General features: G+C 69.7%; 27 protein-coding genes and 1 tRNA gene. 14 read left to right on the top strand and 14 right to left on the bottom strand.

All coding sequences use genetic code 11. From position 1 onward, the window contains the following. Positions 1-129 precede the first annotated feature (129 nt). The 8 genes from JKJ07_RS18295 (at position 130) to JKJ07_RS18260 (ending at position 6582) form a co-directional block, all read left to right on the top strand. Positions 130-1392, top strand: coding sequence for an NAD(P)/FAD-dependent oxidoreductase (locus JKJ07_RS18295; RefSeq protein ID WP_202992801.1), 1263 nt, complete (start codon positions 130-132; stop codon positions 1390-1392). A 79-nt stretch (positions 1393-1471) separates the two neighbouring features. Next, positions 1472-1545: transfer RNA gene (locus tag JKJ07_RS18290), tRNA-Ile, on the top strand. Between the two features lie 229 nt (positions 1546-1774). Continuing rightward, positions 1775-2146: a type II toxin-antitoxin system RelE/ParE family toxin gene (locus tag JKJ07_RS18285; protein ID WP_202992800.1), complete on the top strand. Its 372-nt coding sequence runs from the start codon at positions 1775-1777 to the stop codon at positions 2144-2146. Continuing rightward, positions 2143-2475: a helix-turn-helix domain-containing protein gene (locus JKJ07_RS18280; protein WP_202992799.1), complete on the top strand. Its 333-nt coding sequence runs from the start codon at positions 2143-2145 to the stop codon at positions 2473-2475. Before JKJ07_RS18285 ends, JKJ07_RS18280 begins: the two co-directional genes overlap by 4 nt. Positions 2476-3216: 741 nt before the next feature. Then, the gene (locus JKJ07_RS18275; protein WP_236029308.1) at positions 3217-3639 is read left to right on the top strand and encodes a Uma2 family endonuclease; all 423 of its coding nucleotides are present in this window, start codon (positions 3217-3219) and stop codon (positions 3637-3639) included. A 164-nt stretch (positions 3640-3803) separates the two neighbouring features. Beyond that, the gene (locus JKJ07_RS18270) at positions 3804-4679 is read left to right on the top strand and encodes a Sco1979 family transcriptional regulator (RefSeq protein WP_307834315.1); all 876 of its coding nucleotides are present in this window, start codon (positions 3804-3806) and stop codon (positions 4677-4679) included. Between the two features lie 48 nt (positions 4680-4727). Further along, complete coding sequence (locus tag JKJ07_RS18265; protein ID WP_202992798.1) at positions 4728-5516, top strand: SAM-dependent methyltransferase; 789 nt, start codon at positions 4728-4730, stop codon at positions 5514-5516. Between the two features lie 64 nt (positions 5517-5580). Continuing rightward, a complete protein-coding gene (locus JKJ07_RS18260; RefSeq protein ID WP_202992797.1) occupies positions 5581-6582 on the top strand; it encodes an NAD(P)H-dependent glycerol-3-phosphate dehydrogenase in 1002 nt (333 codons plus the stop codon). Between the two features lie 42 nt (positions 6583-6624). On the opposite strand, the gene JKJ07_RS18255 is transcribed toward JKJ07_RS18260, so the two are convergent. From JKJ07_RS18255 to JKJ07_RS18225, 7 genes are all read right to left on the bottom strand, one after another. Next, positions 6625-6801, bottom strand: coding sequence for a hypothetical protein (locus JKJ07_RS18255; RefSeq protein WP_202992796.1), 177 nt, complete (start codon positions 6799-6801; stop codon positions 6625-6627). A 34-nt stretch (positions 6802-6835) separates the two neighbouring features. Continuing rightward, complete coding sequence (locus JKJ07_RS18250) at positions 6836-7021, bottom strand: DUF5808 domain-containing protein (protein WP_202992795.1); 186 nt, start codon at positions 7019-7021, stop codon at positions 6836-6838. A gap of 53 nt (positions 7022-7074) precedes the next feature. Then, positions 7075-8118, bottom strand: a complete 1044-nt coding sequence (locus JKJ07_RS18245; protein WP_202992794.1) for an amidohydrolase family protein — start codon at positions 8116-8118, stop codon at positions 7075-7077. After that, positions 8115-9017, bottom strand: a complete 903-nt coding sequence (locus JKJ07_RS18240) for an acyltransferase domain-containing protein (RefSeq protein WP_202992793.1) — start codon at positions 9015-9017, stop codon at positions 8115-8117. The genes JKJ07_RS18245 and JKJ07_RS18240 overlap by 4 nt, the downstream gene beginning before the upstream one ends. Beyond that, complete coding sequence (locus JKJ07_RS51770) at positions 9004-10185, bottom strand: cytochrome P450 (RefSeq protein ID WP_202992792.1); 1182 nt, start codon at positions 10183-10185, stop codon at positions 9004-9006. The genes JKJ07_RS18240 and JKJ07_RS51770 overlap by 14 nt, the downstream gene beginning before the upstream one ends. A 24-nt stretch (positions 10186-10209) precedes the next feature. Further along, positions 10210-11253: a DUF2293 domain-containing protein gene (locus JKJ07_RS18230; protein ID WP_202992791.1), complete on the bottom strand. Its 1044-nt coding sequence runs from the start codon at positions 11251-11253 to the stop codon at positions 10210-10212. A gap of 129 nt (positions 11254-11382) precedes the next feature. Next, entirely contained in the window at positions 11383-11904 is a 522-nt protein-coding gene (locus JKJ07_RS18225; protein ID WP_202992790.1) for a monooxygenase family protein, read from the bottom strand. Positions 11905-11945: 41 nt separating this feature from the next. Between JKJ07_RS18225 and JKJ07_RS18220 the strand changes: the two genes are divergently transcribed. Further along, positions 11946-12338 carry an NUDIX hydrolase gene (locus JKJ07_RS18220; RefSeq protein ID WP_202992789.1) on the top strand — a complete coding sequence of 131 codons (393 nt, stop codon included), beginning with the start codon at positions 11946-11948 and terminating at the stop codon, positions 12336-12338. On the opposite strand, the gene JKJ07_RS18215 is transcribed toward JKJ07_RS18220, so the two are convergent. Next, positions 12298-12936, bottom strand: coding sequence for a TetR/AcrR family transcriptional regulator (locus JKJ07_RS18215; RefSeq protein ID WP_202992788.1), 639 nt, complete (start codon positions 12934-12936; stop codon positions 12298-12300). The two genes, JKJ07_RS18220 and JKJ07_RS18215, sit on opposite strands and share 41 nt — an antisense overlap. 102 nt (positions 12937-13038) lie before the next feature. On the opposite strand from JKJ07_RS18215, the gene JKJ07_RS18210 reads away from it, so the two are divergent. Genes JKJ07_RS18210 through JKJ07_RS18200 form a run of 3 tightly spaced genes read left to right on the top strand, consistent with a single transcriptional unit; the run spans position 13039 to position 16433 of the window. Continuing rightward, positions 13039-13821 carry an SDR family NAD(P)-dependent oxidoreductase gene (locus JKJ07_RS18210; protein WP_202992787.1) on the top strand — a complete coding sequence of 261 codons (783 nt, stop codon included), beginning with the start codon at positions 13039-13041 and terminating at the stop codon, positions 13819-13821. Between the two features lie 2 nt (positions 13822-13823). Then, positions 13824-14951, top strand: a complete 1128-nt coding sequence (locus tag JKJ07_RS18205) for a DUF5938 domain-containing protein (RefSeq protein ID WP_202992786.1) — start codon at positions 13824-13826, stop codon at positions 14949-14951. Between the two features lie 3 nt (positions 14952-14954). Further along, complete coding sequence (locus JKJ07_RS18200; protein WP_202992785.1) at positions 14955-16433, top strand: acyl-CoA synthetase; 1479 nt, start codon at positions 14955-14957, stop codon at positions 16431-16433. Here the strand turns inward: JKJ07_RS18200 and JKJ07_RS18195 are convergent. After that, the gene (locus JKJ07_RS18195; protein ID WP_202992784.1) at positions 16427-17500 is read right to left on the bottom strand and encodes a Gfo/Idh/MocA family protein; all 1074 of its coding nucleotides are present in this window, start codon (positions 17498-17500) and stop codon (positions 16427-16429) included. The genes JKJ07_RS18200 and JKJ07_RS18195 overlap by 7 nt on opposite strands. A gap of 99 nt (positions 17501-17599) precedes the next feature. Here JKJ07_RS18195 and JKJ07_RS18190 point away from each other — a divergent pair, with 99 nt between their 5' ends. Continuing rightward, a complete protein-coding gene (locus tag JKJ07_RS18190; RefSeq protein ID WP_202992783.1) occupies positions 17600-18754 on the top strand; it encodes an extracellular solute-binding protein in 1155 nt (384 codons plus the stop codon). 49 nt (positions 18755-18803) lie between these two features. Then, on the top strand, positions 18804-19136 hold the full coding sequence (locus JKJ07_RS18185; protein ID WP_202992782.1) for a muconolactone Delta-isomerase: 333 nt from the start codon (positions 18804-18806) through the stop codon (positions 19134-19136). On the opposite strand, the gene JKJ07_RS18180 is transcribed toward JKJ07_RS18185, so the two are convergent. The 5 genes from JKJ07_RS18180 to JKJ07_RS18160 are packed head-to-tail and all read right to left on the bottom strand — an operon-like array spanning position 19100 to position 23282. Next, positions 19100-20119: a LacI family DNA-binding transcriptional regulator gene (locus tag JKJ07_RS18180; protein WP_202992781.1), complete on the bottom strand. Its 1020-nt coding sequence runs from the start codon at positions 20117-20119 to the stop codon at positions 19100-19102. The two genes, JKJ07_RS18185 and JKJ07_RS18180, sit on opposite strands and share 37 nt — an antisense overlap. Then, entirely contained in the window at positions 20116-20589 is a 474-nt protein-coding gene (locus tag JKJ07_RS18175) for a VOC family protein (RefSeq protein ID WP_202992780.1), read from the bottom strand. The genes JKJ07_RS18180 and JKJ07_RS18175 overlap by 4 nt, the downstream gene beginning before the upstream one ends. Beyond that, entirely contained in the window at positions 20586-21557 is a 972-nt protein-coding gene (locus tag JKJ07_RS18170) for an alpha-ketoacid dehydrogenase subunit beta (protein WP_202992779.1), read from the bottom strand. The genes JKJ07_RS18175 and JKJ07_RS18170 overlap by 4 nt, the downstream gene beginning before the upstream one ends. Then, entirely contained in the window at positions 21550-22479 is a 930-nt protein-coding gene (locus tag JKJ07_RS18165) for a thiamine pyrophosphate-dependent dehydrogenase E1 component subunit alpha (RefSeq protein ID WP_202992778.1), read from the bottom strand. Before JKJ07_RS18165 ends, JKJ07_RS18170 begins: the two co-directional genes overlap by 8 nt. Positions 22480-22511: 32 nt before the next feature. Further along, positions 22512-23282, bottom strand: coding sequence for an SDR family NAD(P)-dependent oxidoreductase (locus tag JKJ07_RS18160; protein WP_202992777.1), 771 nt, complete (start codon positions 23280-23282; stop codon positions 22512-22514). Positions 23283-23455 lie beyond the last annotated feature (173 nt).

The following is a 23455-nucleotide window of genomic DNA, read 5'->3' as shown; positions in this document are numbered from 1 at the left end:
GCCCTGGGGCAGCAACCCCTCGGGGAACCAGGGCCGGGCGACGAGGCGTACGTCTTCGTCTTTCTCCTGCCGTGACCACCCACCGCCGTTACGCTGAGTCTGCCTTGTTCGTCCCCTTGTGAGGTGCCCGTGTCGCAGCCCGTTGAGGTGGACGTCGTCATCGTCGGCGGCGGACTCGCCGGACTGTCGGCTGCCCGCCGGCTCGACCGCGCGGGCGTGGAATGGCTGCTCGTCGAGGGCTCCGACCGGATCGGCGGCCGGGTGACCACCGACGTCGTCGACGGCTGGCACTTCGACCGGGGCTTCCAGATCATCAACACGGCGTATCCGCGGCTGCCCGCGCTGGTCGACATCGACGCGCTCGACCTGCGCTACTTCACGCCCGGCGTGCTCGTGCGGCGGGGCGGCGAGCTGCACCGGCTCGAGCACCCGATCCGCGAGCCGCTCGCGGTCGCGCAGACCCTCACGTCGGGCGTCGGCACGCTCAGTGACCGGCTGAAGTTCGCCACGCTCGCCACCAAGTGCGCCACCCTGCCCGCGTCCCGGCTGCTCGAGGCCCGCGAGACGACGACGCAGGAGATGCTGCGCAAGGCCGGCCTGTCGCACCGCATGATCGAAGAAGTGATGCGGCCGTTCCTCTCCGGCGTCTTCGGCGACCGCTCGCTCGACACGTCGAGTCACGTGTTCGCGATGATCCTGCGGTCGTTCGCGCGCGGGCGGATGGGCGTGCCCGCGGCCGGCATGGCGGCCCTGCCCGCGGCGATCGCCGGTCCCCTGCCCTATCCCCAGCTGCTCATCGGGGCCAGCACGCTCTCGGTCGGCCCCGGCGTGGTCGTCACCGAGGGCGGCGAGCTGCGCTGCCGGGCCGTGATCGTCGCGACCGACCCGGTCTCCGCGTCGGAGCTGCTGCCCCAGCTGCCCCGCCCCGACATGCACGGCCTGACCACCTTCTACTTCGGGGCCGACCGCGCCCCCATCGACGAGCCCACCCTGCTGCTCGACGGCGACCGGCGCGAGATCATCGCCAACACGATCGTCCTGTCCAATGCCGCGCCCGAGTACGCACCCACCGGCAAGTCCCTGATCGCGGCCTCGGTGGTCGGCGTGTCAGCCCCCTCCGCGGCCTCCGAGACGGTGATCCGGGTGGAATTGTCCCGCTTGTACGGGGTGCCGACCGACGACTGGGAGCTGCTCGAAACCGTCAGCATCCCCAACGCCCTACCGTCGGCCCGGGTGCCGCAGCTCAACCTGCGCAAACCGGTAGACCTCGGCGAAGGCCTGTTCGTGGCCGGCGACCACCGCGACAGCCCCTCCATCCAGGGCGCCCTGGCAGGCGGATGGCGCACGGCGGGGGCTGTGCTTTCCTGGCTGGGAACCCACGTCCACGCCTGATTCGTCGGCGCTCCCTGCTCTCGGCGCAGGAGATCGCTGGCTGCGACTGTGCGGCACGGGTTAGGATCGCCGCCGGTAAGGGGCGGTAGCTCAGTGGGTTAGAGCAGGGGACTCATAATCCCTCGGTCGCGGGTTCGAGTCCCGCCCGCCCCACTCAACTAGCCTGGGGGCGACCCCCAGACCCCACGTTACGGTGGGCGCGGTCGACCGGGCCGGTCGCGCCCTCGTCGGCTTGCGTCCTCCGGCCGGTTCAACGCCGTTCCGGTTTCCCTGCTGCAGCAGCGGGCTGACCGACGATGGAAACGGCCCATGATCTCGATCCTGACGGCAAACTGCTGACGCGCGGCGGTTATGGGATATAAGTTGAGCTTATACTGGGCTCATGTGGGAAGTGCGGTTGCACCCCGAGGTTGAGGCATGGTTCCTCGACCTCTGTGAGACCGATCCGATCACTGCGGACCTGGTTTCGGAGGCGATCGACGTCCTGGCCGAGCAGGGACCGGCGCTCGGCCGGCCATTGGTGGATCGCCTTAAGGGCAGTGCGTACCACAACATGAAGGAGCTTCGTCCCGGTTCGTCAGGAACGACTGAGGTCAGGATGATCTTCGCGTTCGACCCGGTCCGGGAGGCGTTATTCCTGGTGGCCGGCGACAAGTCGGGGCGATGGCAAACCTGGTATCGCGCGGCTATCCCGCTGGCTGACAGTCGCTTCGCCGAGCACCTGACCAGCCTGAAAGCAGAGGATGAATCATGACCGAGGCATCCAACTGGCGCGATGTGAAGGCCAAGGCTCGTGCCCTTGACCCGACCTGGGACAACAGCGATCGCGTGGCCCGGCGGCAGCAGATGCGGGAACAGATGCTCGCTTCCGTGAGCGGCGCCCAGCTGGCCGAGATCCGCCAACAGCTCGGACTGACCCAGGCGCAACTGGCCGAGGCAGCCGGACTGTCGCAGGCACGCATCAGCCAGATCGAGAACGGCGACGCCGTTGGGCTCGACTCGCTGCGCGCCTACGTCGTCGGGCTGGGTGGCCACCTCGACATCGTCGCGCGGATCGGAAACATCCAACTCAACGTGGCCTAGTCTCGCCACACCGTTGCCGCCGAACCGTACGCTTGCGTCTCGGGTTGTGCAGAGCCTCTGAGCCCGCCGGACCACCTCGACTGAGCTGGACCTGACCGCCTGCGCGAACCGCGTCAGCGGGAGGCCGATTTCGTGATGTGGTCCCGAGAATCGAGCTGATGACGTCAGGGGATTCGGGCGAGCTGAGCTACAGCGCGACACCAACCCCACTCCTGGACAGCGACAGCCCTCATCACGGGCGAAGCCAAAGGGCCGCGAAGACCCCCAGCAGTTGCGGATAGGCGAGCGGAAGCCGGGAGCCGGCAAGCAAGGGGGACGAGTGGCTGGCAGCCACCGCGGGTTCGAGGCCGCGGCACTCGACAACGAACGGGCCGCAAAGCTGGAAGAGCAAATCGGAAAGGAGCGACAAGACTTGCAAGATGAAAAAGCGGAAGTGCGCGCTCGCTTGGCGGAGCTGAGTGGTCGAGATCCAGACAAAAAACGAAGTCAGTGTCGCGTAAATTAATCTTGGTCGCGCCGAATACGCCCGGCTGCTTTTCCGGACATTCTACAGCCGTCCGACTCGCGCTTTTGAGGTCACCCAAGGCACCCAAGACAGGGCGAGCCGACTCGGTGGCCTTCTCCCACGTCGTCGGACTCAGCCTCAGCGCGCACCAGCAGCACAGGGGTGCTCTCGGGTGAACAGGGTCAGGCCGGTCAGCGGATTCGCGAGGGGATAACGCGGGCTCGTACGACGGGCTCATGAGCGCGGCGAGCGTTGGCAGGCACATGCCCGCCGTGGTGACGCTCGACGATCTGGCGGCCATGAACGCGGCGGATCCGAATGGCCATCGTTACGAGACGAGCCCCGAGGGTGTGCTGTCTGTCTGGCCGGTCGCGGACTTTGAGCACGCGCAGATCGCTAGCCGGCTCTTTGCTTGGCTGCTCATGACGGGGTGGCCAGCCGAGCAAATCCTTCAGGTTGCCGGCATTCGCGTTCCGGGGAGTGAGCGCGACGGGGGCCGGATCCCCGATATCAGCGTTTGGAGTGAATCGCCGCCGCGCGCGGTCTGGCTTGATGTCACTGAGCTCCTGCTCGCCGTTGAGATTGTGTCGCCGGGATCGGAGGCGATGGACGAGGTGACCAAGAGGCGCGAATACGCCTCGGCGGGCATTCCTCAGTGACTCTCTACCAGCTCTCCTCGGACGCCGGCTACACCGAGCGCGCGAAGATGCCGTTGGCGTGGCTGTTGCAGACCAGTCCCAGCGACCATCTCGAGTGAGTGCGGGGTAGTGGCCGGGGTCACACGGTGTCATGCTGCTTCCGTGGATGGACAGGGGGGCGAGCGGTGAGCGGGGAGGGCGAAGGCCCGACCGTTGCGCGGATTCTGCTCGGGTCGCAGCTGCGTCGCCTGCGGGAGGAGCACGGGGTGGCTCGGGCGGAGGCGGCCGAGGCGCTCGGTACTGCGGACTCGACTGTCAGCCGGATGGAGCTGGGCCGGGTCGCGTTGAAGGAAACTAACGTGGCGGTTCTGCTCACGCTCTACGGGGTGGACGACGAGGAAGAACGCGCCGCCTTTCTCGCGCGGGTGCGGGAGACCAATACGCAGTGCTGGTGGCATCCGTACAGTGATGTCACGCCGAACTGGTTGCAGCGGTACCTGGGGCTGGAGGCTACGGCTTCCGTCATTCGTACGTACGAGGCGCAGTGGTTGCCGGGGTTGTTGCAGACCGAGGCGTACGCCGAGGCGCTGATCCGGCTGGGCACCTACAGCCAGCGCGATGATGAGGTCGCGCGGCGGGTGCGACTGCGGTTGGAACGTCAGCAGGTGCTCAGTCAGCCGGATCCGCCGACGCTGTGGGCGGTGATCGACGAGGCGGCCCTGCGGCGGCCGGTCGGTGGTCCGCGAGTGATGCGGGATCAGATCGAGGCGCTGGCCGTGCGGGAGAGCAAGAACTCCAAGGTGATGATCCAGGTGATGCCGCTGGCGGCGGGCGGGCATGCGGGGGCCGGCACCTCGTTCACCATCTTGCGCTTCCCGCAGAAGGAGATGCGCGACCTCGTCTATGTGGAGCAGCTGACCAGCGCGCTCTATTTGGACAAGCCGGCCGACATCGACTGCTATTTCGACGTCATGAACCGGCTCTCCGAAGAGGCGGCGACTCCACAACAGACACCCGAGATTCTGGACCGGATTCTGGCCGACCTCGGCCGGGCGGCGTGACGGTAGTCTCAGCGGCCGACCGGCAGTTGAAACCTCAAGGGAGCTCTCATGACTGATGCCCCGAAAATCGACTCCTCTGTTCCGCAGACGGCGCGGGTCTGGAACTACTGGCTGGGCGGCAAGGACAACTACGCCGTCGACCGTGACCTCGGCGACCAGATCGCGGCGGAATACCCGATCATCGTGGAGATCGCTCGCGCCGACCGGGCCGTGCTCAACCGGGCCGTACGGTATCTGGCGGGCGAGGCCGGTGTGACCCAGTTCCTCGACATCGGCACCGGGCTGCCGACGACCAACAACACGCACGAGGTGGCGCAGTCGGTGGCCCCGGAGTCGCGAATCGTCTACGTCGATTACGACCCGCTCGTTTTGGTGCACGCGCGGGCGCTGCTTTCCAGCGGTCCCCACGGCGCCACCGACTACGTCGACGCCGATCTGCGCGACACGGAAACGATCCTGCGCGAAGCGAGCCGGACCCTGGACCTGAGCAAACCGGTGGCGCTGATGCTGTCCGGGATTCTGGCCCACATGCCGACCGCCGAGGAGGCCCGGGCGATCGTCCAGCGAACCATGGCGGGCCTGGCTGCGGGCAGTTACCTGCTCGTTGTCGACGGCGCCAACACCAACCCTGTGCTCAACCAGGTCATGGAGATCTGGAATGCCACGGCCAATCCCCCGTACGCGATGCGCAGCCCGGAGGAGATCGCGAGCTACTTCGACGGCCTCGAATTCGTCGAACCGGGCCTGATCGACGTGACCGAATGGCGCCCCGACACCGGCGACGCGCAGCCGGCCCAGCGGCTGGACAACCTCATCGGCCTGGCCCGCAAACCGTAGGGCAGCTGACCCGGCGCTGTTCTAGATTCTCCGTACGCACGTTTGCGCTGGTGAAAGGGGAAGTATGCGGATCACCGTGCTGGGGGCGGGCTCCTGGGGGACCACGGTCGCGTCGGTGTTGACTCGGCGGGATCATGAGTCGCTGATCTGGGCGCGGGATCCGGCCGCGGCGGACGAGATCAACGCCAAGCACACCAATGAGCGTTACCTCCAGGGGTTCACGCTGCCGGAGCGGCTGCGCGCGACCGCGGACCTGGCCGAGGCGGCGGGCCACGCGGAGTTGCTTGTCGTCGGCGTGCCCACGGGCGCATTTCGCGAGACGCTGGAACGCGTACGGCCTGATCTGCACCCCTGGATCCCGGTGGTGAGCCTGAGCAAGGGGCTGGAACGCGACTCCCTGCTGCGGATGACCGAGGTGATCAAGGAAGTGCTGCCAGGGCATCCGGCCGCCGCGCTCACCGGGCCCAACCTGGCCAAGGAGATCATGGCTGGGATGGCGGCCGCGACCGTGATCGCGACCGAGGATCTCACTGTGGCCACGGAGATCCAGCGGGTGTTCCGCCGGGGGCTGCTGCGGGTCTACACGAACCACGATGTGATCGGCTGCGAGGTCGGTGGGGCGCTGAAGAACGTCGTGGCCATCGCTACGGGCATCGCTCAGGGTCTGGGCGTCGGCGACAACACCCGGGCCGGCGTGATCTCGCGGGGGCTGGCCGAGCTGACCACACTGGCCGTCGCGATGGGTGGCGAGCCGACGACGCTGGCCGGGCTGGCCGGCATGGGTGACCTGGTGGCGACGTGCATCAGCCCGCACAGCCGCAACCGGTACGTCGGTGAGCAGCTCGGCCGCGGGCGCAGCCTGGACGACATTTTGGCCGAGATGGGCCAGGTCGCCGAGGGCGTGAAGACCGTGCACGCCGCGGTTCAGCTGGCCGACCAGCACGGCCTGCCGATGCCCATCACCCGCACGATCCACCGCGTCATCACCGGCGACATCACGGCCGAATACGCCTACGACGGCCTGCTGCGCTCCCACCCAGCCGGCCACGAATCCGAACCCGGCTGACGAAGAAAGACGGCCGGGACGAGATCGCCCCGGCCGTGCTGGTCAGACGTTGATCGAGCCGATTACTGCGGCGTTGGTGGTGCCGTTTGCGGCGCGGTCGCCGGCGGCTTTGATCTGCGCCGGGGTGGCGCCGCGGGCCATGGCTTTGGCTACGGCCTCGTTGCGCTGCAGTTCGATCCTGTCTTGGCGCCTCTTCTTGAACCAGCTCCAGATAGACATGCATTAGATCTTCCCGGTGTGGGGCGCGGGAAACTCAGGAGCGGGCCTCGAGCAGGGTGGCCAGGATCGCGAGCAGGGCCATCGTCGCGAACAGGGCGGTCAGGACCCAGCGGGCCGCGGGGTGGGCGAAGTTGAGGGTCAGGCCCAGGCCCGAGCGGCGCGGCACGAACAGGCGTGGGTCGCGCGCGTCCGAATAGAACCAGCCCTGCCATCCACTCACCTGTCCAGTATCCGCCGTCGCGGGCGCCGGCAAAGCAAGGCCGAATCCGGGATTTACGCGACGCGGCGGCCGCGGGCGATTACTGCGCGGGGGCGGGCGAGTGTGCTGAGGTCGAGGCGGGGGTCGGTGTCGAGGACGAGTGCGTCGGCTGGGGCGCCGTCGGCCAGGCCTGCGAAGCCCAGGTAGGAGCGGGCCATCCACGATGCCGCGGCCAGGGCCTCGTGGGGTGGGACGCCGGCGGCGACCAGGGCTCTGATCTCGTCGGTGATGCGGCCGTGCGGACGGGAGTCGGTGCCGGCCAGGACGGTGACTCCGGCCTCGACAGCGGCCGCGGTCAGGTTGGGGTGGGCGGTCGCGCCGGAGACGTACCAGTCCTTGGCCGGGCCGTCGGGGGACTGCCGTTTACGGGCCAGCGAAGAGGTGATCACGGAGAGGGTGGGGGTCAGCGCGGTGCCCTGGGCGGCCATGCGGGGCAGCAGCTCCGGGTCCAGGCACATGCCGTGTTCGATGGAGTCGACTCCGGCCTCCACGGCGACCGCGCCGCCGGCGGCGTGCTGGGAGTGGACCGCGAGCCGCCCGCCCGCCGCGTGCACGCGGGTGACTGCCTCGCGCAGGATGTCGACCGGGAGCACATCGTCGCCGTACTGCCAGTCGATGACAACCTTGGCCCACCCCGTACGGGCGGCTTGTTCGGCGGCTGTCCGGGGCAGGTCGGCGGGGTCGGGGCGGCGTCCCCAGCCGGGGAAGAACTGGCCGGGCTGCGCGATCCACTCCCCCGCGTGCAGGGCGCGGGGGCCGTCCTCGTCGCGGCCGAACCAGTCGGGCGGCTCGCCGGACAGGCCCGGTGAGCGGATCAGCGTGACCCCGGCGGCCAGGTGTGCCCGCAGGTCGTCGCGCAGGGTCGTGTCGTCGAGCGGCTCGCCGAGCTTTTCCGCGCCGGGGTGCGTGTGCGCGTCGACCAGACCGGGCAGCAGCCAGCCCTCGGCGACCAGTTCGGCGCCCGGCACCGGGTCGGTCGTCCAGCGGTCGCCATCGGCGTACAGGTCGATGGGTTCTGCCTCGGGAAGCCCGAAACCGCGGATCCGGAGAACGCTCACGCCGGGAAGGTACCGCGACGCCACTGCCAATGGTGGCCCGCCCGCAAGTGGTCGATGACGGCGCGTTGCAGGGCGGTGCGGCGCGGGAGCTGATCGAGGGGTGTGGACAGCGTACGGAAAGTGAACCGCAGGACCTCGACGTCGCAGTCCAGCCCCTCCGGTTCCTCGTACGGGGAAAGGTCGAAACGCTTTTGGAAGCCGATGATGTTGGAGTCGCCGGGCAGGTAATCGCGCAGCTGGGGGTCGAGCAGCCACGAACCGCAGGAGAAGCTCGGGTACGGCTCGTCAGGGAAATGGCGGGGGAAGAATGCGCGCGCCTCGGCCAGGGAGGCGTCGATCGCGGCCGGGGTCAGCGGGCCCGACTCGGGAATGTGCAGGCCGAGAGTGGCGTCGCCGCGCTGGAATTGCAGCCGGCCGAGCTCGTAGAGGCCGCCGCGGACGTGCAGGGTGAGCCAGCTCTGCATGACCGGCCAGCCCTCGCCGTTCATCCGGCGATCGACGGCGAGATTGCGGCCCAGGTCGGCCAGCGTGGTCCAAGAGACCGCGTCGGAAATGCCGTGGTCGCGGTGATAGCGCCGGACGTCGTCGAGCAAAGCCAAATAGGCGTACACGAAATAGCGCGGCAACTCGGGGCCGGGGGCCAGCCAGTCGTAACCGCCGAGGTCGGCCCGGACCAGCGCGATCGAGCGGTCAAGCAGCCAGCGCAGTTCGGGTGTCCACTGCGGAGACGGCCAGTTCGCCAGAATGTCGCGGGCGTCCTCCGGGCGTACGGCTAATCGGTCGAGAATCGCGGCGGCGTCGGCCCTCTGCGGCAGTGGAGCCGACGGCCGGTCGACGGCGAGGCGCTCGATCTCGGCGACGGGAACGGCGAGCCGGGCGGCGATGTCATCGAGATCCACCGGGGAATCGTAAGGGCAATTCGTTGGGGCCGTGGGTCCCGATGGCCGGGCGCCACGTCACCTTGCCCGCGATCACCGGCGGGCCGAAACGGCGGGTCAGAATGGGCAGGGCCTCGGCCAGTTCGGTCTGGGCCAGCGCGGCGCCGAGACAATAGTGCGGGCCCGCGCCGAATTGGAGCAGCGGCGAATCCCGTACGGCGGTGATGTCGAAAACGTGGCCGCCGGGAAAGGCGCGCGGATCCCGCTGCGCGGTCTGCACCGCCATCGTCACGAAGGTGCCGGCGGCGATGGGCAGACCGCGGAACTCGAAGCTCTCGGCGGCGCGGCGGAAAACGCTGGCCGCGGACGGACGCCAACGCATCGACTCGGTGACTGCCCGGGCGGCCAATTCCGGACGATCGCGCAGCAGCAGCCATTGCCCGGGGTGCTCGGCGAACGTGACCATCATGTTGGAGAGCTGGTGGCGGGTGTTGTCGTGCGCGCCGAAAACCAGGGTGACCAGCAGGTTGCGCAGCTCGGCGCGCGTCACCGTGTCGTCCACTTGCCAGGCGGCGACCATCGCGGAGACGAGATCATCGGCCGGGCGCTTCGCCTTCTCGTCGATAAGACCTTCCACGTACGCATCCAGGCCCGCGACCGCCCGTTCGACGCGGGCCGCCGTGTCACCGCCCGCGGCCAGCGCGAAGATCAGGCCGATGTCGCCGGCCCAGGCGCTGAAGAGCTCGTGGTCGGCTTCGGGCACGCCGAGCAGCTCGCTCAGCACCGCCAGCGGCAACCGGTCGGCGAACGTGGCGACGAAATCGGCGCCGTCGATCTCGTCGGCGAGGCGCTCGGTCGTGGCCCGGACGAACGGGCGCAGGGCGTCGACCGTACGGGGTGTGAAGGAACGGCTGACCAGGGTGCGCAACCGGCGATGGTCGGCGCCGTCGTGGTTGACGATCATCGGGACCCACCAGTCGTGGATCGGTTCGGCGGTGATGCCGTTGCCCCGCAGATAACTGTCGCCGCCGTGGTCGAGCCGGCGGTCGCGGAGCAGCTCGTACGTCTCGGCGTGCCGCAGCACGAGCGGGCCCAGCGGGCAGTCGGCATACCAGCCGGCCGCCTGAGCAGCGAACACCTCCGGCGCCGTGAAGTCGAACGCCGGATCGACGACGTTGAGAAACGTCACCGATCGAGTGTCGCGCGCCGGCCCTCAAGAACGCCATGCCGCCAGGACACGGTCGATCGTCTCGCGGATCTGCTGCCGGGCCTGATCACGTGGCACGCCCGCCATCAACAATTCGTCGTACGGGGTGTCTTCGTGCCGGATCGAGGCGACGACCGCGCGGGTCACGGCGTCGGGGTCGAGGGCCCGGCCGGCGGCGCTGCGACCCACCCGGCCACTCCCCCGCACGGCGGTGTGCTGGCTGATCTCGGCCGCGCGATCCGCCGGGCAGCCCGGGAACAACTCGCCGATCAGCCCGGCCAGCTTCTGCTGGAACGCCTCGTCGGCGACCTCGCGGCGTTCCCGGTCACGCTCGCGGCGGCGGGCCCGGGCGTCCTCGTCGGACAGACACTGCTGCTCGGCCTGCTCGACCGCGGCCCGTTCGACCAGCAACCCCTGGCGTTCGTTGCGTTTGCGGGACTTGTTGAACCGCACCACGACCGCCGACAACCGGCTGGCCTGCTTGGCCCGGCGGGTCAGCGCGGCGTCGCCGGCCGCCAGGAACACCAGATGGCCGAGGTCGGCGCAGCCGAGGCAGATCGGCCCGGCGTCCTCCATCATGAGCAGGTCGGCGTCGGTCTCCCCGCAGCTGGCACAGGTGAACGGCCGCGTCGCCATGAGCACCACCAGATCCGGCGGCTTGCTCTGCCGGGTCGTGATCCGCTCCTGCTGCTTCTCCGTCAGATCGGCGGCCAGCCAATGCGTCCGGTAGGCCTCGTCGATCCCCTTGTCGCTGAACCGCAGCGGCCGCCGGTCGCGGGTGGCGGCCACGTATTCGACCTCGCTCGGCCGCAGGCCCTGGCTCTTCACCCAGCGGTGGAAGATCTCGAGCGCGTCGGCCAGCCGCTCCTCGGAAACCGCGGCGACGCTCTCCAGGTGCGGCACGCGGCCCTGCCGCCAGTCGGTCACCCGCCCGGGCGGCAGCCACCCCATCCCGGCCAGCACATCAAGCGGACTCACATAACGCTGCCGCTTCAACGCCTCCTCGGCGGCGGCCACCACACGACGTTCCAGCTTGGAGACGGGCTGCATGACCCTGCACGCTACCCCGGAATCAACCGCCCACCGGCCGAGTAGCGCACCGGAGGCATGACCACTCCCGCGGGTCTGCTTCGGCTTGCTTGCCCGTCATTCTGGAACGTCCAGGCAAACGGAGGCGGGTCAGCGACCAGGGTCCTGGGGATAGAGCTCCTCCTCGGTGACGACCGGGGCGGTGTTGTCGTGGGGGCGGCCGATGCGGGTGGCTGAGCCGAACATGGGGCCTCGGGCCGGCTGGAGCGGGGCGAAGGCGGCGAAGCCCCGATGCTGCGGGATGTCGTCGTAGATCGCTTCCATGCCGCCGCGGAGGAGGTACGTCTCGTGCCAGAAGCCGGTGCCGCCGCTGTTGCGGAGGAAGTCGCGCCACCAGAGGCGGTGGGGTTCGGAGCGGGCCCAGGCCAGCAGCGACGGCAGGTCACGCCAGTATTGGCGGATGCCCATGTGCATGGGGAACAGCGACCACATAAGGGATTCGTGGCGGAGCAGGCCGTCGGGGTTGCCCGCGGCGGGGTTGCCGATCTGCGGGCCGTAGCTCATCAGGGTGCGCAGGCCGTAGAGGCGGTTGACGCGCATTCCCAGATAGACCACGACCAGGTCGGGATAGGACGACAGGTCCACCGTCTGCCGATTGACGCGAGTAGCCATGCCCCGAGAGTAAGAGGCGGCACTGACTGGATACTGAACTCGTGATCGACAAGGTGGCCTGGATCCGGCTCGAAGACCAGCAGATCCTGAGCTCACGGTCGCGGGGCAAGGACGTCTTCTACCTGCCGGGCGGCAAGCGGGAGGCCGGGGAGAGCGACCTCGACACCCTGGTCCGCGAGGTCGAGGAGGAGCTGAGCGTGGCCCTCGAGGTGGCCGGCGCCGAGCACGTGGGCACTTTCAGCGCGCAGGCGCACGGGCACCCGGACGGCGTCGTCGTGCGGATGACCTGTTATTCGGCGGGCTATCGCGGGATTTTGAAGGCGGCGAACGAGATCGAGGAGTTCGCCTGGCTGACCTACGCCGACCGGCCGCGCGTCTCCCCGGTCGACCAGATCATCTTTGACCACCTGTACGGGTCGGGTCGGCTGCGCTGACCAGCAAGGGCATTACCGTACGGACTTGGGCGGCCAGACCGTCGAGCACGGGCTCGCCGGAGGTGGTGTAGGCCAGCAGCGCGCCCTGGAAGAGGCCGTCGAGCATTGCGTACGCCGTGGGGGCGGGCACCGACGGGCGGGCGTCGCACAGGGTCGCGTAGCGGTCGATCACTCGCCAGATCATGGCCTCGAGCGTGCCGTCGATCTCGGTGATGGCCTCGCGCAGCGACTCCTCGAACATGCTCTGGGTGCGCAGGTCGTACCAGAGGCGGTGCATCGGGGCCTCGTCGCGGATGGTCTGGGCCAGCTTGGCCGCGAAGGCGTCGACCAGTTCCCCGGGTGTGGTCGAGTCGCTGACCACGGCGTCGTAGCGGGTCACGCAGCGGGCCTTGTAGTGGCGGACGCTGTAGATGACCAGCTCGGTCTTGTCGGAGAAGTAGTAGTGGACCACGCCGTGGCTGAACGGGGAGTTGCCGGCGATCTCGCGCAGGCTGGCCCGGGCATAGCCCAGCTCGCCGAGGGTCAGCAGCGCGGACTCGGCCAGCTCGTCGCGGCGCCGGTCGAACTTGCCGGCCGGGCGGTCCTTCACAGGAGGCACGACGCCATCGTACGTCTTGACGCTCGTCCAAAGTTTTCTTGACAAGTGTCAAGGAGAGGCATGTGATGTAGGTCTCCCCAACGCCCGGGCAAAGGAGCCCCCATGACACAGATCGATCTCACCGGCCGCCGCGCGCTGGTCACCGGCGCCGCGCAGGGCCTGGGCGAAGGCATGGCCCGCGCCCTGGCCGCCGCGGGCGCGCACGTCGTCGTGGCCGACCTGCGGGACGACCTCGGTCCCAAGGTCGCCGAGTCGCTGGGCGACGGCCACGGCTTCGTGCACCTCGACGTCACCGACGACGACAGCTGGGCCTCCGCCGTGGGGCGGGCGACCGCGATCCTGGACGGGCTCGACATCGTGGTCAACAACGCCGGCGTCGAGATCACCAGCCTGATCGTCGACCTCGACCCGGTCGCCGTCCGCAAGCAGCTCGAGGTCAACCTGCTCGGCACGGCGCTGGGCATCAAGCACGCGTTCCGGGCCATGCGCGAGCAGCAGAGCGGCGTCGTGATCAACGTGGCCTCGGTGGCCGCGACCATCGCCTTCCCGGGCATCTCGGTCTACTCGGCCACCAAGTCCGGCGTCGACCGGCTCACGCGCGTGGCCGCCATGGAGAGCGGCAAGCTGGGTTACGGCGTACGGGTCAATTGCATTTATCCCGGTCTGGTGCCCACGGCGATGGGTGCGGGGCTGGCCAACGACGTCGCCCGGATCGGGTTGTTCGGCTCGCCCGAGGAGGCGGTCGGCGCGGTTGTCGAGCTGACACCGAGCGGCCGGCTGGGCGAGGTCACCGACATGGCCGACGCGGTGGTGTTCCTGGCGTCCGACGCGGCGCGGTTCATCAACGGCGCGGGCCTGCCCGTCGACGGCGGAATGGGGATGTGACCATGACCGACAAGCCCGTCGTCGTCTACGGCGCCTCCGGCTACACCGGCCGGCTGATCTGCGAATACCTCCGCGAGTACAACGTCCCGTTCGTCGCCGCCGGGCGGGACGCGGGCAAGCTCAAGCAGTCGATGCAGGAGAACGTGGCCGGCATCGAGACCGCCGACTACGAGACCGTCGAGGTCACCCACGACACCGAGGCGCTGACCGACCTGTTCGCCGGGGCGTCGGTCGTGTGCAACACCGTCGGGCCGTTCAGCGTCTATGGCCCCGAGGTGGCGGAGGCGTGCCTGGCCGCGGGCACGCACTATCTCGACACCACCGGCGAGCAGGACTGGATGATCACCTGCGACGAGAAGTACGGGAGCGACTTCGCGGCGGCCGGGCTACTGCTGGCGCCGGGCATCGCGCAGATGTACACGACCGGCGAGATCGCGGCCGAGCTGTGCCTGGAGAAGCCGGGACTGGACACGTTGGACATCGCGGTGTTCTGGGGCGGCAGCCCGACCATCGCGTCCACGCTGACGATCCTCGTCAACGCGGCAACGTCCGGCGCCTTCCGGCTCGAGCAGAACCGGTACGAGGCCTGGGATCCCGACGCCGGGCTCTATCAGCTGGTGCTGCCCGGCCAGCACGAGCTCGCCCTGGCCCTGCCGTGGGGCGGCACGTCGCATCCCGTCTGGTATCGCCGCGATCCGCGCGTCGCCAACGTCAAGGTGCTCGGCGGCGTGTTCAACCGGGCGCTGATGAACGGCGTACCGCAAATTGTGTCGGCGGCCGTCGAGGCGACCAAAGACATGCAACCCGAGGAGCGGTACGCGGCCCTGACCGCCACCGCCGCGCAGGTGATGAACGTGATGCCGCCGCGCGAGAACCCGCGGCTGAACAAGTCGGTCGACTCGGTGCACGCCTCGGGGCCGCTCGGGCGCGCGCACTGCGTCATCTACGGCAACTCGAATTACAAACAGACCGGTCTGATGCAGGCGTACGCGGCCTATCACCTGCTGCAGCAGCCGCCGCGCCGGGTCGGGTTCGCCTCGGGCTGCCAGGCGTTCGGGCATCGCGAGCTGCTCGGGGTGCTGGAGAGCTTCGGTCTCGTACGGGAACCGACTGTCACGGTCGAGCGCTGAGTCATGCGGCTCGTCGACTACCTGGACAAGGGCGCGTCGCTCGATCCCGGCGCGCCCTGTTTCACGACAGACGGACAGACCCGCACGTACGGGGAGGTCCAGCGGCTCAGCGAGCGAGTGGCGGCGGCGCTGGCCGCGCACGGGGTCGCGCCCGGCGATCGGGTGGCGGTGCTCTCCGGCAACGATCCGACCGCGTTCACCTGCGTGTTCGGGATCAGCCGGGCCGGCGCGGTGTGGTGCCCGATCAACCCGCGCAACGAGGCGTACGAGAATCGGGAGTTGCTCGAGCTGTTCGGCTGCCAGGTGCTGATCTATCACAAGGCGTTCGCGCCTTTGGTCGAGAAGATCAGCGACGGGTTGCTCTGCCTCGAGACGGAGGGGCTGGCCGCGGACGGCGTCGTCGACCGGCCGGCCGTGGACGACCTCGCCATGATCGTGGGCACCGGCGGCACGACCGGGCGACCCAAGGGCGTCGAGCTGACCGGGGCCAACCTCGAGGCGATGACCGCGATCACGCTGATGAGCTATCCCTGGCCGGACCGACCGGTCTATCTGGCCCTGGCCCCGCTCACCCACGCGGCCGGGGTGCTGTGCTTCCCGGTGCTGGCCCGGGGCGGCGAGATCGTCATCATGCGCAAGCCCGACGTCGGCGAGTTCCTCACGCTGCTCGAACGGCACCGGGTGACCCACACGTTCCTGCCGCCGACGCTGATCTACATGGTGCTGGCGCACCCGGCGCTCGACCAGGCCGACCTGTCGTCGTTGCGCTGCTTCTGGTACGGGGCGGCACCGATGTCGGCGGCGCGGCTCGAGGAGGCGCTGCGCCGGATCGGGCCGATGGCGCAGCTGTTCGGCCAGACCGAGGCGCCGATGATGATCTCGACGATGGCGCCGGACGACCACTACCGGCCGGACGGCAGCGTCGCCACCGACCGGCTGTCCTCCGCCGGCCGCCCGTCGCCGCTGGTCACCGTGGCCATCATGGGCGCCGACGGCGAGCTGCTGCCCCGCGGCGCGACCGGCGAGATCGTCTGCCGAGGCTCGCTCGTGATGCGGGGCTATCACCGCGATCCGGCGGCCACCGCGGCCGCGTCGGCGCACGGCTGGCACCACACCGGCGACATCGGCTACCTCGACGACGAGAACTACCTGTTCATCGTGGACCGGGCCAAGGACATGGTCATAACCGGAGGTTTCAACGTGTATTCGACCGAGGTCGAGCAGGCCCTGATGCAGCATCCGGCGGTGCAGGACTGCGCGGTCATCGGCCTGCCCGACGACAAGTGGGGCGAGCGGGTGACCGCCGTCCTGCAGCTGCGGGAGGGCGCGACGGTCGACAAGGCGGAGGTCGCCGCCTTCGTCAAGGAGCGCATCGGCAGCGTCAAGACGCCCAAGCAGATCGAGGTCTGGGACGACCTGCCCCGCTCCAAGGTGGGCAAGGTGCTCAAGGTCGACCTGCGCACCCGCCTCGCCGGTCAGTAGCTCTCGACGGCGCCCGAGGCGAGGGAGGCGTAACAGGTCTCGACGAGTTGCAGCGTGCGCAGCCCGTCGGCGGCCGTGGTGGGGGCGGGGCCCCGGCCCGCGATCTCGAACATCAGCGCGCGCATCGGGCCGGCGAACGCGTCGGGGATCCAGCGCGTGGTGACGGGATAGGGCAGCCAGCCGTCGGTCGGCAGCCGCTTCGAGTTGACCTCGACGGTGTCGGGGCGGCCGTGCGGATAGTCGTAGAGCAGGCCGATCGTGCCGCGGATGGAGCCCTCGGAGCCGTCGATGCGGAACGTCGCGGACTGGTCGCCGGTGTGGTTCTCGTGGTTGACCTTGACCAGGGCCCGGCGGCCGTCGTCGTACGCCAGGGTGGTCAGCGTGCGCGTCTCGCCCGCGACCGCCTGGCCGGGGCGCCGCCCGCCGACGCAATAGACCGAGGAGGGGTCGCCCAGCAGCGCGCGCACGGTGTCGAAGTAGTGGATCGAGTGATACATCAGGTCGAGCCGGGGCGACGTGACCAGCCAGTCCCACGCCGTGAAGTCGGTCTCGATGTCGACGTCGATGATCACCGCGGTCACGTCGCCGATCCAGCCCGCCGCCGCCATCGCGCGGGCCGCGGCCATGCCCTCGCCGTAGCGCATCTGGTGGTTGACGACGAGCGAGCGCCCAGCCGTACGCGCGGCCTCGACCAGCTCGGCGCCGAGCTTCGAATCGACCGCCAGGGGCTTCTGCGCCAGCACGTGCTTGCCCGCGTCGAGCGCGCGCCGCACGATCTCGGGCTGCGCCTCGGGCACGACGGCCACATCGACGATCTCGACCGTCTCGTCGGCCAGCATCTCGTCGAGCGTGTACGTGCGCGGCAGGCCGAAGTCGCGGCACGCCTGCTCGGCCCGCTCCGGCGAGAGGTCGCTGATGCCGGCCACGGTCAAACCCGCCTTCCGGTACGCCGGGAGGTGCGCGACCTGCGTGATGGCGCCCGCGCCGACGACGCCGATCGTCTTGCGCAGCTCGGCGGGGACGGTCAGGTCACAGGCTTGCGCGATGGGCTGCAGCTGCTCCAGCACGATGATTCTCCAGGTCGGGCGGCAAGGGACTTGTTTCCAATACGACCACCGCGTGTAAGCTTAGTCAATCGTTTGAACGACTCCGGTGGGAGGCTTTTGATGCACGACGGTCATCGGCTCGAAATCTTCGGCCGCGCCTTCGACGGGTTCGAACGCAGTCTCACCGACCAGCTCGGCCGCGTCCAGGTCGAGGCGGGCCATCGGCTGCTCGAGATCGAGGACCTGCAGCGTGAGGTCGTCGAGGGCACGCTGGCCACCGACGGCCGGGCCGACGTGCTCATGCTGATCACCGACTGGCTGCCCTCGCTGATCGAGTCGGGCAAGATCCTGCCGCTCGACCAGCCGCAGGAGGATTGGGTGCCCGCCCTGCGCGCGCTGCAGACCGGCGCCGACGGCCGGTCGTACGGGGTGGCCTATCACGACGGCCCCATGCTGTTCCTCTATCGCACCGACCTCTACGGCGACGAGCGCGAGCGGAAGGGCTTCGCCGACCGGTTCGGCTATCCGCTGGCCCCGCCGGTCGACTGGGCGCAATATCGCGACCAGGCCCTCTGGTTCGACCGGCCCGGCGAGCAGCGGGGCACGCTGCTGGCCGGCCACCCCGACGAGCACAACAACGTCTACGACTTCCTGACCCACCTGTGGAGCCGGGGCGGCGAGCTGATCGAGGCCGGCGGCACGTCCGGGCTGGGCAGCGCGGCCGCCGCCGAGGCCGTCGACTTCCTGCACGGCCTGTGGCACGTCGACCGGGTGGTCGACCCGGCCGCCGCGGGGTGGGACAGCGTGAGCTCGGGCGTCCACTTCGCCGCGGGCGAGGCGGCCATGATGGTGAACTGGGCGGGCTTCGCGTCGATGTGCGACTCCGGCACGGTCGGCTGCGCGCCGGTGCCCGGCTCGGTCACCATGAACGCGTACTGGGTGCTGACGATCCCGGCCGGCGCCCGCGACCCGGAGCGCAGCGCCGAGCTGATCCGGCAGCTCACCACCCACGAGATGGACGTGATCACCGCGGTCTCGGGCGGCTCGGCGACCCGGCGCGACAGCTGGGCCGACCCGCGGGTCCGGGCTCTGGCGCCCTATTACGCGGTGCTCGAGGACGCGCACGACAATTCGCGGTCGGTGCCCGTCGACGCGCGCTGGCCCCAGATGGCGGCCGTGCTCAACGAGATGATGCGGGCCGTGGTCGAGGATGCCGCGGGCCGGGCCGCCCTCGACAAGGCACACGCCGAGCTGAGCGAGCTGCTGGCGCGATGAATCAGCTGATCACGACACTCCCGGCCGGCCTGAGCGAATTGCTCGCGCGATGAAGTTCCTCGTCCGGCTGACCACGACGTTTCCGGCCGGCCTGAGCGACGACGAGCGTGCGCGGTTGCTGGCGGCGGAGTCGGCGCGCGGGCGGGAGCTGGTCGCGGCGGGCACGATCGAGCACCTGTGGCGGCTGCCCGGGCGGCTGGCCAACGTGGGCGTGTGGTCGGTGCGCGACGCCGACGAGTTGCACGCCGCGATCGCCTCATTGCCGTTGTGGCGCTTCATGGACGTACGGGTGGAAGCTCTGGCCTCTCACCCGCTGACCGAGGGCGCGGCCGAACCGCTCGCCTCTCAGCCCGCGGCCGGGGGCGCTGTCGACTCGCGGTAGACCAGCTCCATCGCCGTGCGGACGACCTCGGCCACCTCGTCCTCGGGCGAGCTGGCCAGCAACAGGTCGACGGCTCGGGCGCCGAGATCCTGCAGCGGCATCCGTACGGTCGTGAGCGCCGGCACCAGATGCTCGGCCAGGGGCAGGTCGTGCACGGCCACGACCGACACGTCCTCGGGCACGCGCAGATCCGCGCGCCGCAACGTGTCGAGCACACCGACCGCCATCGCCACGTTCGCCACGAAGACCGCCGTCGGCTCCGCCCCCTTGCGCAGCAGCTCGGCCATGGCCTCGGCGCCACCACGCGGGGTGTAGTCGCCGCGGGCGATGTCCTCCGCCCGTACGGGAATGTCGGGGACTCTCATCGCCTGGCGATAACCGGTGGCACGGCGGCGGGCGGTGTCGGCGCCGAACGGGCCGGCCACGTGCACGATCTTGCGATGGCCCAGCTCGAGCAGGTGCTCGACGGCGAGCTTGGCCGCCTGCGCGTCGTCGAGGATCACGTAGCGGTGGTGCTCGCCGGTGTCGCGGCGGTTCACCATCATCCAGGGCAGGCCCAGGCTTTCCAGCTTCTGCTGCTCGGCGGCCGTCGTCGGGCCGGCCAGCATCAGGCCGTCGACCCGGCCCTGGCCGAGCAGGTCGAGATAGCGGTCCATGCTCGAATGCGCGCCGGTCGACGAACCGGTCACCAGCACGTGCCCCTTGGCCAGCGCGGCGCTCTCGGCCCCGGTGATGATCTCGGCGTAGACCGGGTTGGCGAAGTCGGGGATGACCAGCCCGAGCGTGCCCGCCTTGGCCGTGCGCAGGCTGCGGGCGGCCACATTGGGCCGGTAGCCCAGGTTGCTGATCGCCTCGAGCACCCGCTCGCGCGTGTCGGGCCGGATGACCAGGCTGGGGTCGGCGTTCACCACGCGCGAGACGATGGCTTTGTCGACGCCCGCCAGCCGCGCGACGTCCACGAGCGTCACGCGACGCGTCTTCATCCCCCTGCTCCCCTGTCCGGTGGTTGCACCAATTCGAGCGTGATGTCGTCCGGGTCGGTGAAGTAGCACGTGTACCCACCCCGGTTGACGCCCGCGGTGATCTCTTGCGGCGGGCTCACGAACCGCACGCCATTATCAACGAGCCGCGCGTGCTCGGCGAGCGCGTCCTCCACACACATCGCCAGGTGCGCGGCGCCGGGGCGGTGCCGGGTGCCGGGGCCGAACGGCTCGCCGCGCGGCGTACGGTATTCGACCAGCTCGAGATCGTGGGTCGACAGACCGCGGGGCTGGCCGGGCACGCGGAGCTGAGCGATGCGCAGATCGGCGTCGTCATAGCCGACCAGCCGGCGGGTGTAGTCGTTGTTCTGCTCCTGCTGGTGCACGAGTTCGAAGCCGAGCAGGTCGCGATAGAACGTCACCGAGCGGTCGATGTCGGCCACCGTGAAGCTGAAATGCCAGACGCCTTTCACCTCGTCATCGCTTTCAGCGCGGCGGCGATCTCGTCGGTCTGCGGCAGCACCTCGCGGGCGAGCTGGACTGCGGCCGGGATGCGGGAGTCCTTCGCGCCGACCCTTTTCGGCGGGGTCTTCAGCGGCACGCCCGACTCCGTGACTCGGGCGACCACCTCGGCCCCGAAACCGCCGGTCAGGTTGGCCTCGTGCACGACCAGCAGCCGGCCCGTGCGGCGGACGCTGGCCAGCACGGCCTCGGTGTCGAACGGGTTGAGCCAGACGGCCTCGATCACGTCGGCGCTGACCCCCGTGGCGTCGACCGCGGCCTCGACCGACGAGGTGATCGCACCCCAGGTGACCACGGTGATGTCGTCGCCCGCGCGGCGCAGCCGGTGCCCGCCGATCGGGGCGATCTGACCGCCGATCTGCACCTCGGCCTTGGCCCCGGCGTACAGCGTGCGGTTCTCGATCACGACGACCGGGTCGTCGCAGGCCACCGCGGACAGGGTGAGGTCGTACGCGTCCTGCGCCTGCACCGGCATGGCCACGCGGATGCCGGGCACGTGCAGCAGCAGGGCCTCGAGGTTTTGCGAATGCTGCGCGCAGGCGCCGGGCGCGTTGCCCTGCTGGGTGCGGATGGTCATCGGCGCCGACAGCCGGCCCTCCGACACGTAGCGCACGTTGGCCGCCTGGTTCACGATCTGGTCGAACGCGACGAGCATGAAGTCGGCCCACATGATCTCGACGATCGGCCGCCGCCCCATAATCGCGGCCCCGACCGCCGCCCCGAGCATCGCGGTCTCCGAGATCGGGGTGTCGAAAACCCTTTCCCCGTACGCCTTCCGCAGCCCCCGGGTCACGCCGAACACCCCGCCCGGCAGCGCCACGTCCTCGCCGAACAGCAGCGTCTCGGGCATCTGGTCGAGGCTGCGGGCGAGCGCCGCGTTGATCGCTCCGCCGTACGTGAGCTTGGCCGTCTCAGACATACAGGTGCTCCCGGGCAGTGGACGGGTCGGTCAAGGGTGCGGCCAGCGCACGCTCGGTGGCGGCGGCGATCTCGTCGCGGGCGCGCTGCTCGGCCTTTTGGGCTTGCGCCTCGCCCAGCTTCTGGCCCAGCCGTACGAGGGGCTCGTTCTTCTCGTCGGCCTCGAGCTCGCCGGCCGGCCGATACGTCTGCGCGTCGCCGATGTAGTGCCCGGTGATCCGCCGCGTCGCCGCCTCGATGAAGGTCGGCCCGCGCCCGTGCTCGGCGGTGGTGACGGCCAGCCCGACCGCCGCCGCCACCTCGGCCGGGTCGTTGCCGTCGATGCGGACGGCCGGGATGCCCAGCGCGTGCGCCCGCGCCGACAGGTCGGGGTTGCGGACCATGTCGTTGATCGGGGTGAGCTCGGAATACTTGTTGTTCTCGCAGACGAAGACGACCGGCAAATCCATGGCCGCGGCCAGGTTCATCGCCTCGGTCACACCGCCCTGGTTCATCGCGCCGTCGCCGAAGACGGTGAGCGCGACGCGGCCGCTGCCGTCGAACTTGGCCGCGAGCGCCGCGCCGACCGCGATCGGGGCACCGGCGCCGACGATCGAGTTCTCGCCGTAGAAGCCGTACTCCGGGGCCGAGAAATGCGCCGACCCACCGCGGCCGCCGTTCACCCCGGTGCGGCGATAGAGCAGCTCGGCGAGGATCTTTTCGGGCGGGACGCCACGGGCCAGCGCCCAGCCGTGGCCGCGATAGGTGCTGAAGACGGCGTCCTGCTTGCGCAACCGGCGGCACGCCCCGACCGCGATCGCCTCCTGCCCGTTCTCGAGGTGCACGGAACCGACGACGTCACCGTCGAGCCGCAGCCGCAGGATCGTCTCCTCCAGCACGCGGATCCGCCACATGGCGTGCAGATCGGCCAGTTCTTGACTCATGTGCGGCTCCTGTTGGTTGCGAGCGCGGTGCATCAATCCATCTCCAGTCCGCCGTCGACGTTGAGCGCCTGGCCCGTGACGAACGAGGCGAGGTCGCTCACCAGGAACGCGACCGCGTTGGCGAGCTCATCGGGGTCGCCGACCCGGCCCAGCGGGGTGCGCCGGCCGACGTCGTCGAGGTATTGCCGCCCGGCGCCCGGCCCGAACTCCCGATCCCGGTCGGCGAGAATGCCCGACCACATGTCGGTGAGGAAAACGCCCGGGCAGACGGCGTTGACCCGGACCTCGGGCCCGTACGCCAGGGCGGCCGACTTGGTCAGGGACAGCAGGGCGGCCTTGCTGGCGGCGTAATCCATCGCGTCGGGCCGCCCGGACCGCCCGGCGACCGAACTGAGCGTCACGATGCTGCCGCCGCCGTTTTCCTTCATTCGCTGAGCCGCGGCCCGGAGCGTGTGAAAAACTCCGGTCAGATTGACATCGAACGTCCGCTGCCAATCCGCATCACCGATCTCGGCGGGCGGCCTCGTCTTCATGATGCCGACCGCGTTGACCAGAATGCTCAGCTCCCGGCCGGCCTTGGCCACGGCTGCCCCGACCACATCCCGGCAGTTCGCCGGATCGGACAAATCGGTCCCGACGGCGGGCACACCGAGCTCGGAGGCCGCTTTGTCGAGCCGCTCCCCCGGCAGGTCGGCGATGACGACCGTCGCGCCGCCCTTCAGGAGGGCCTGAGCCACGGCTTTGCCGAGGCCGCCCCCACCCCCGGTGACGAGCGCAGCCCGCCCGTCGAGGTCAACCCGCATGCCGTCCACCTAGGCTCGTTCAATCGTTTGACCGACCCTATGCCGCCGACCGCGAAACAGTCAAGAAATCAACGACCTCCCCGCAATGCCGCCGCAAGCCGCGGTGTGACACCGATCGATACCCTGAGCCGACGACCGACCCCTGCGCCAAGTCGCGAATCGGAGAGTCGATG

This window comes from Paractinoplanes lichenicola, assembly GCF_016785085.1.
Lineage (GTDB): Bacteria > Actinomycetota > Actinomycetes > Mycobacteriales > Micromonosporaceae > Actinoplanes > Actinoplanes lichenicola.
This window is presented reverse-complemented; position numbering and strand designations above follow the sequence as displayed.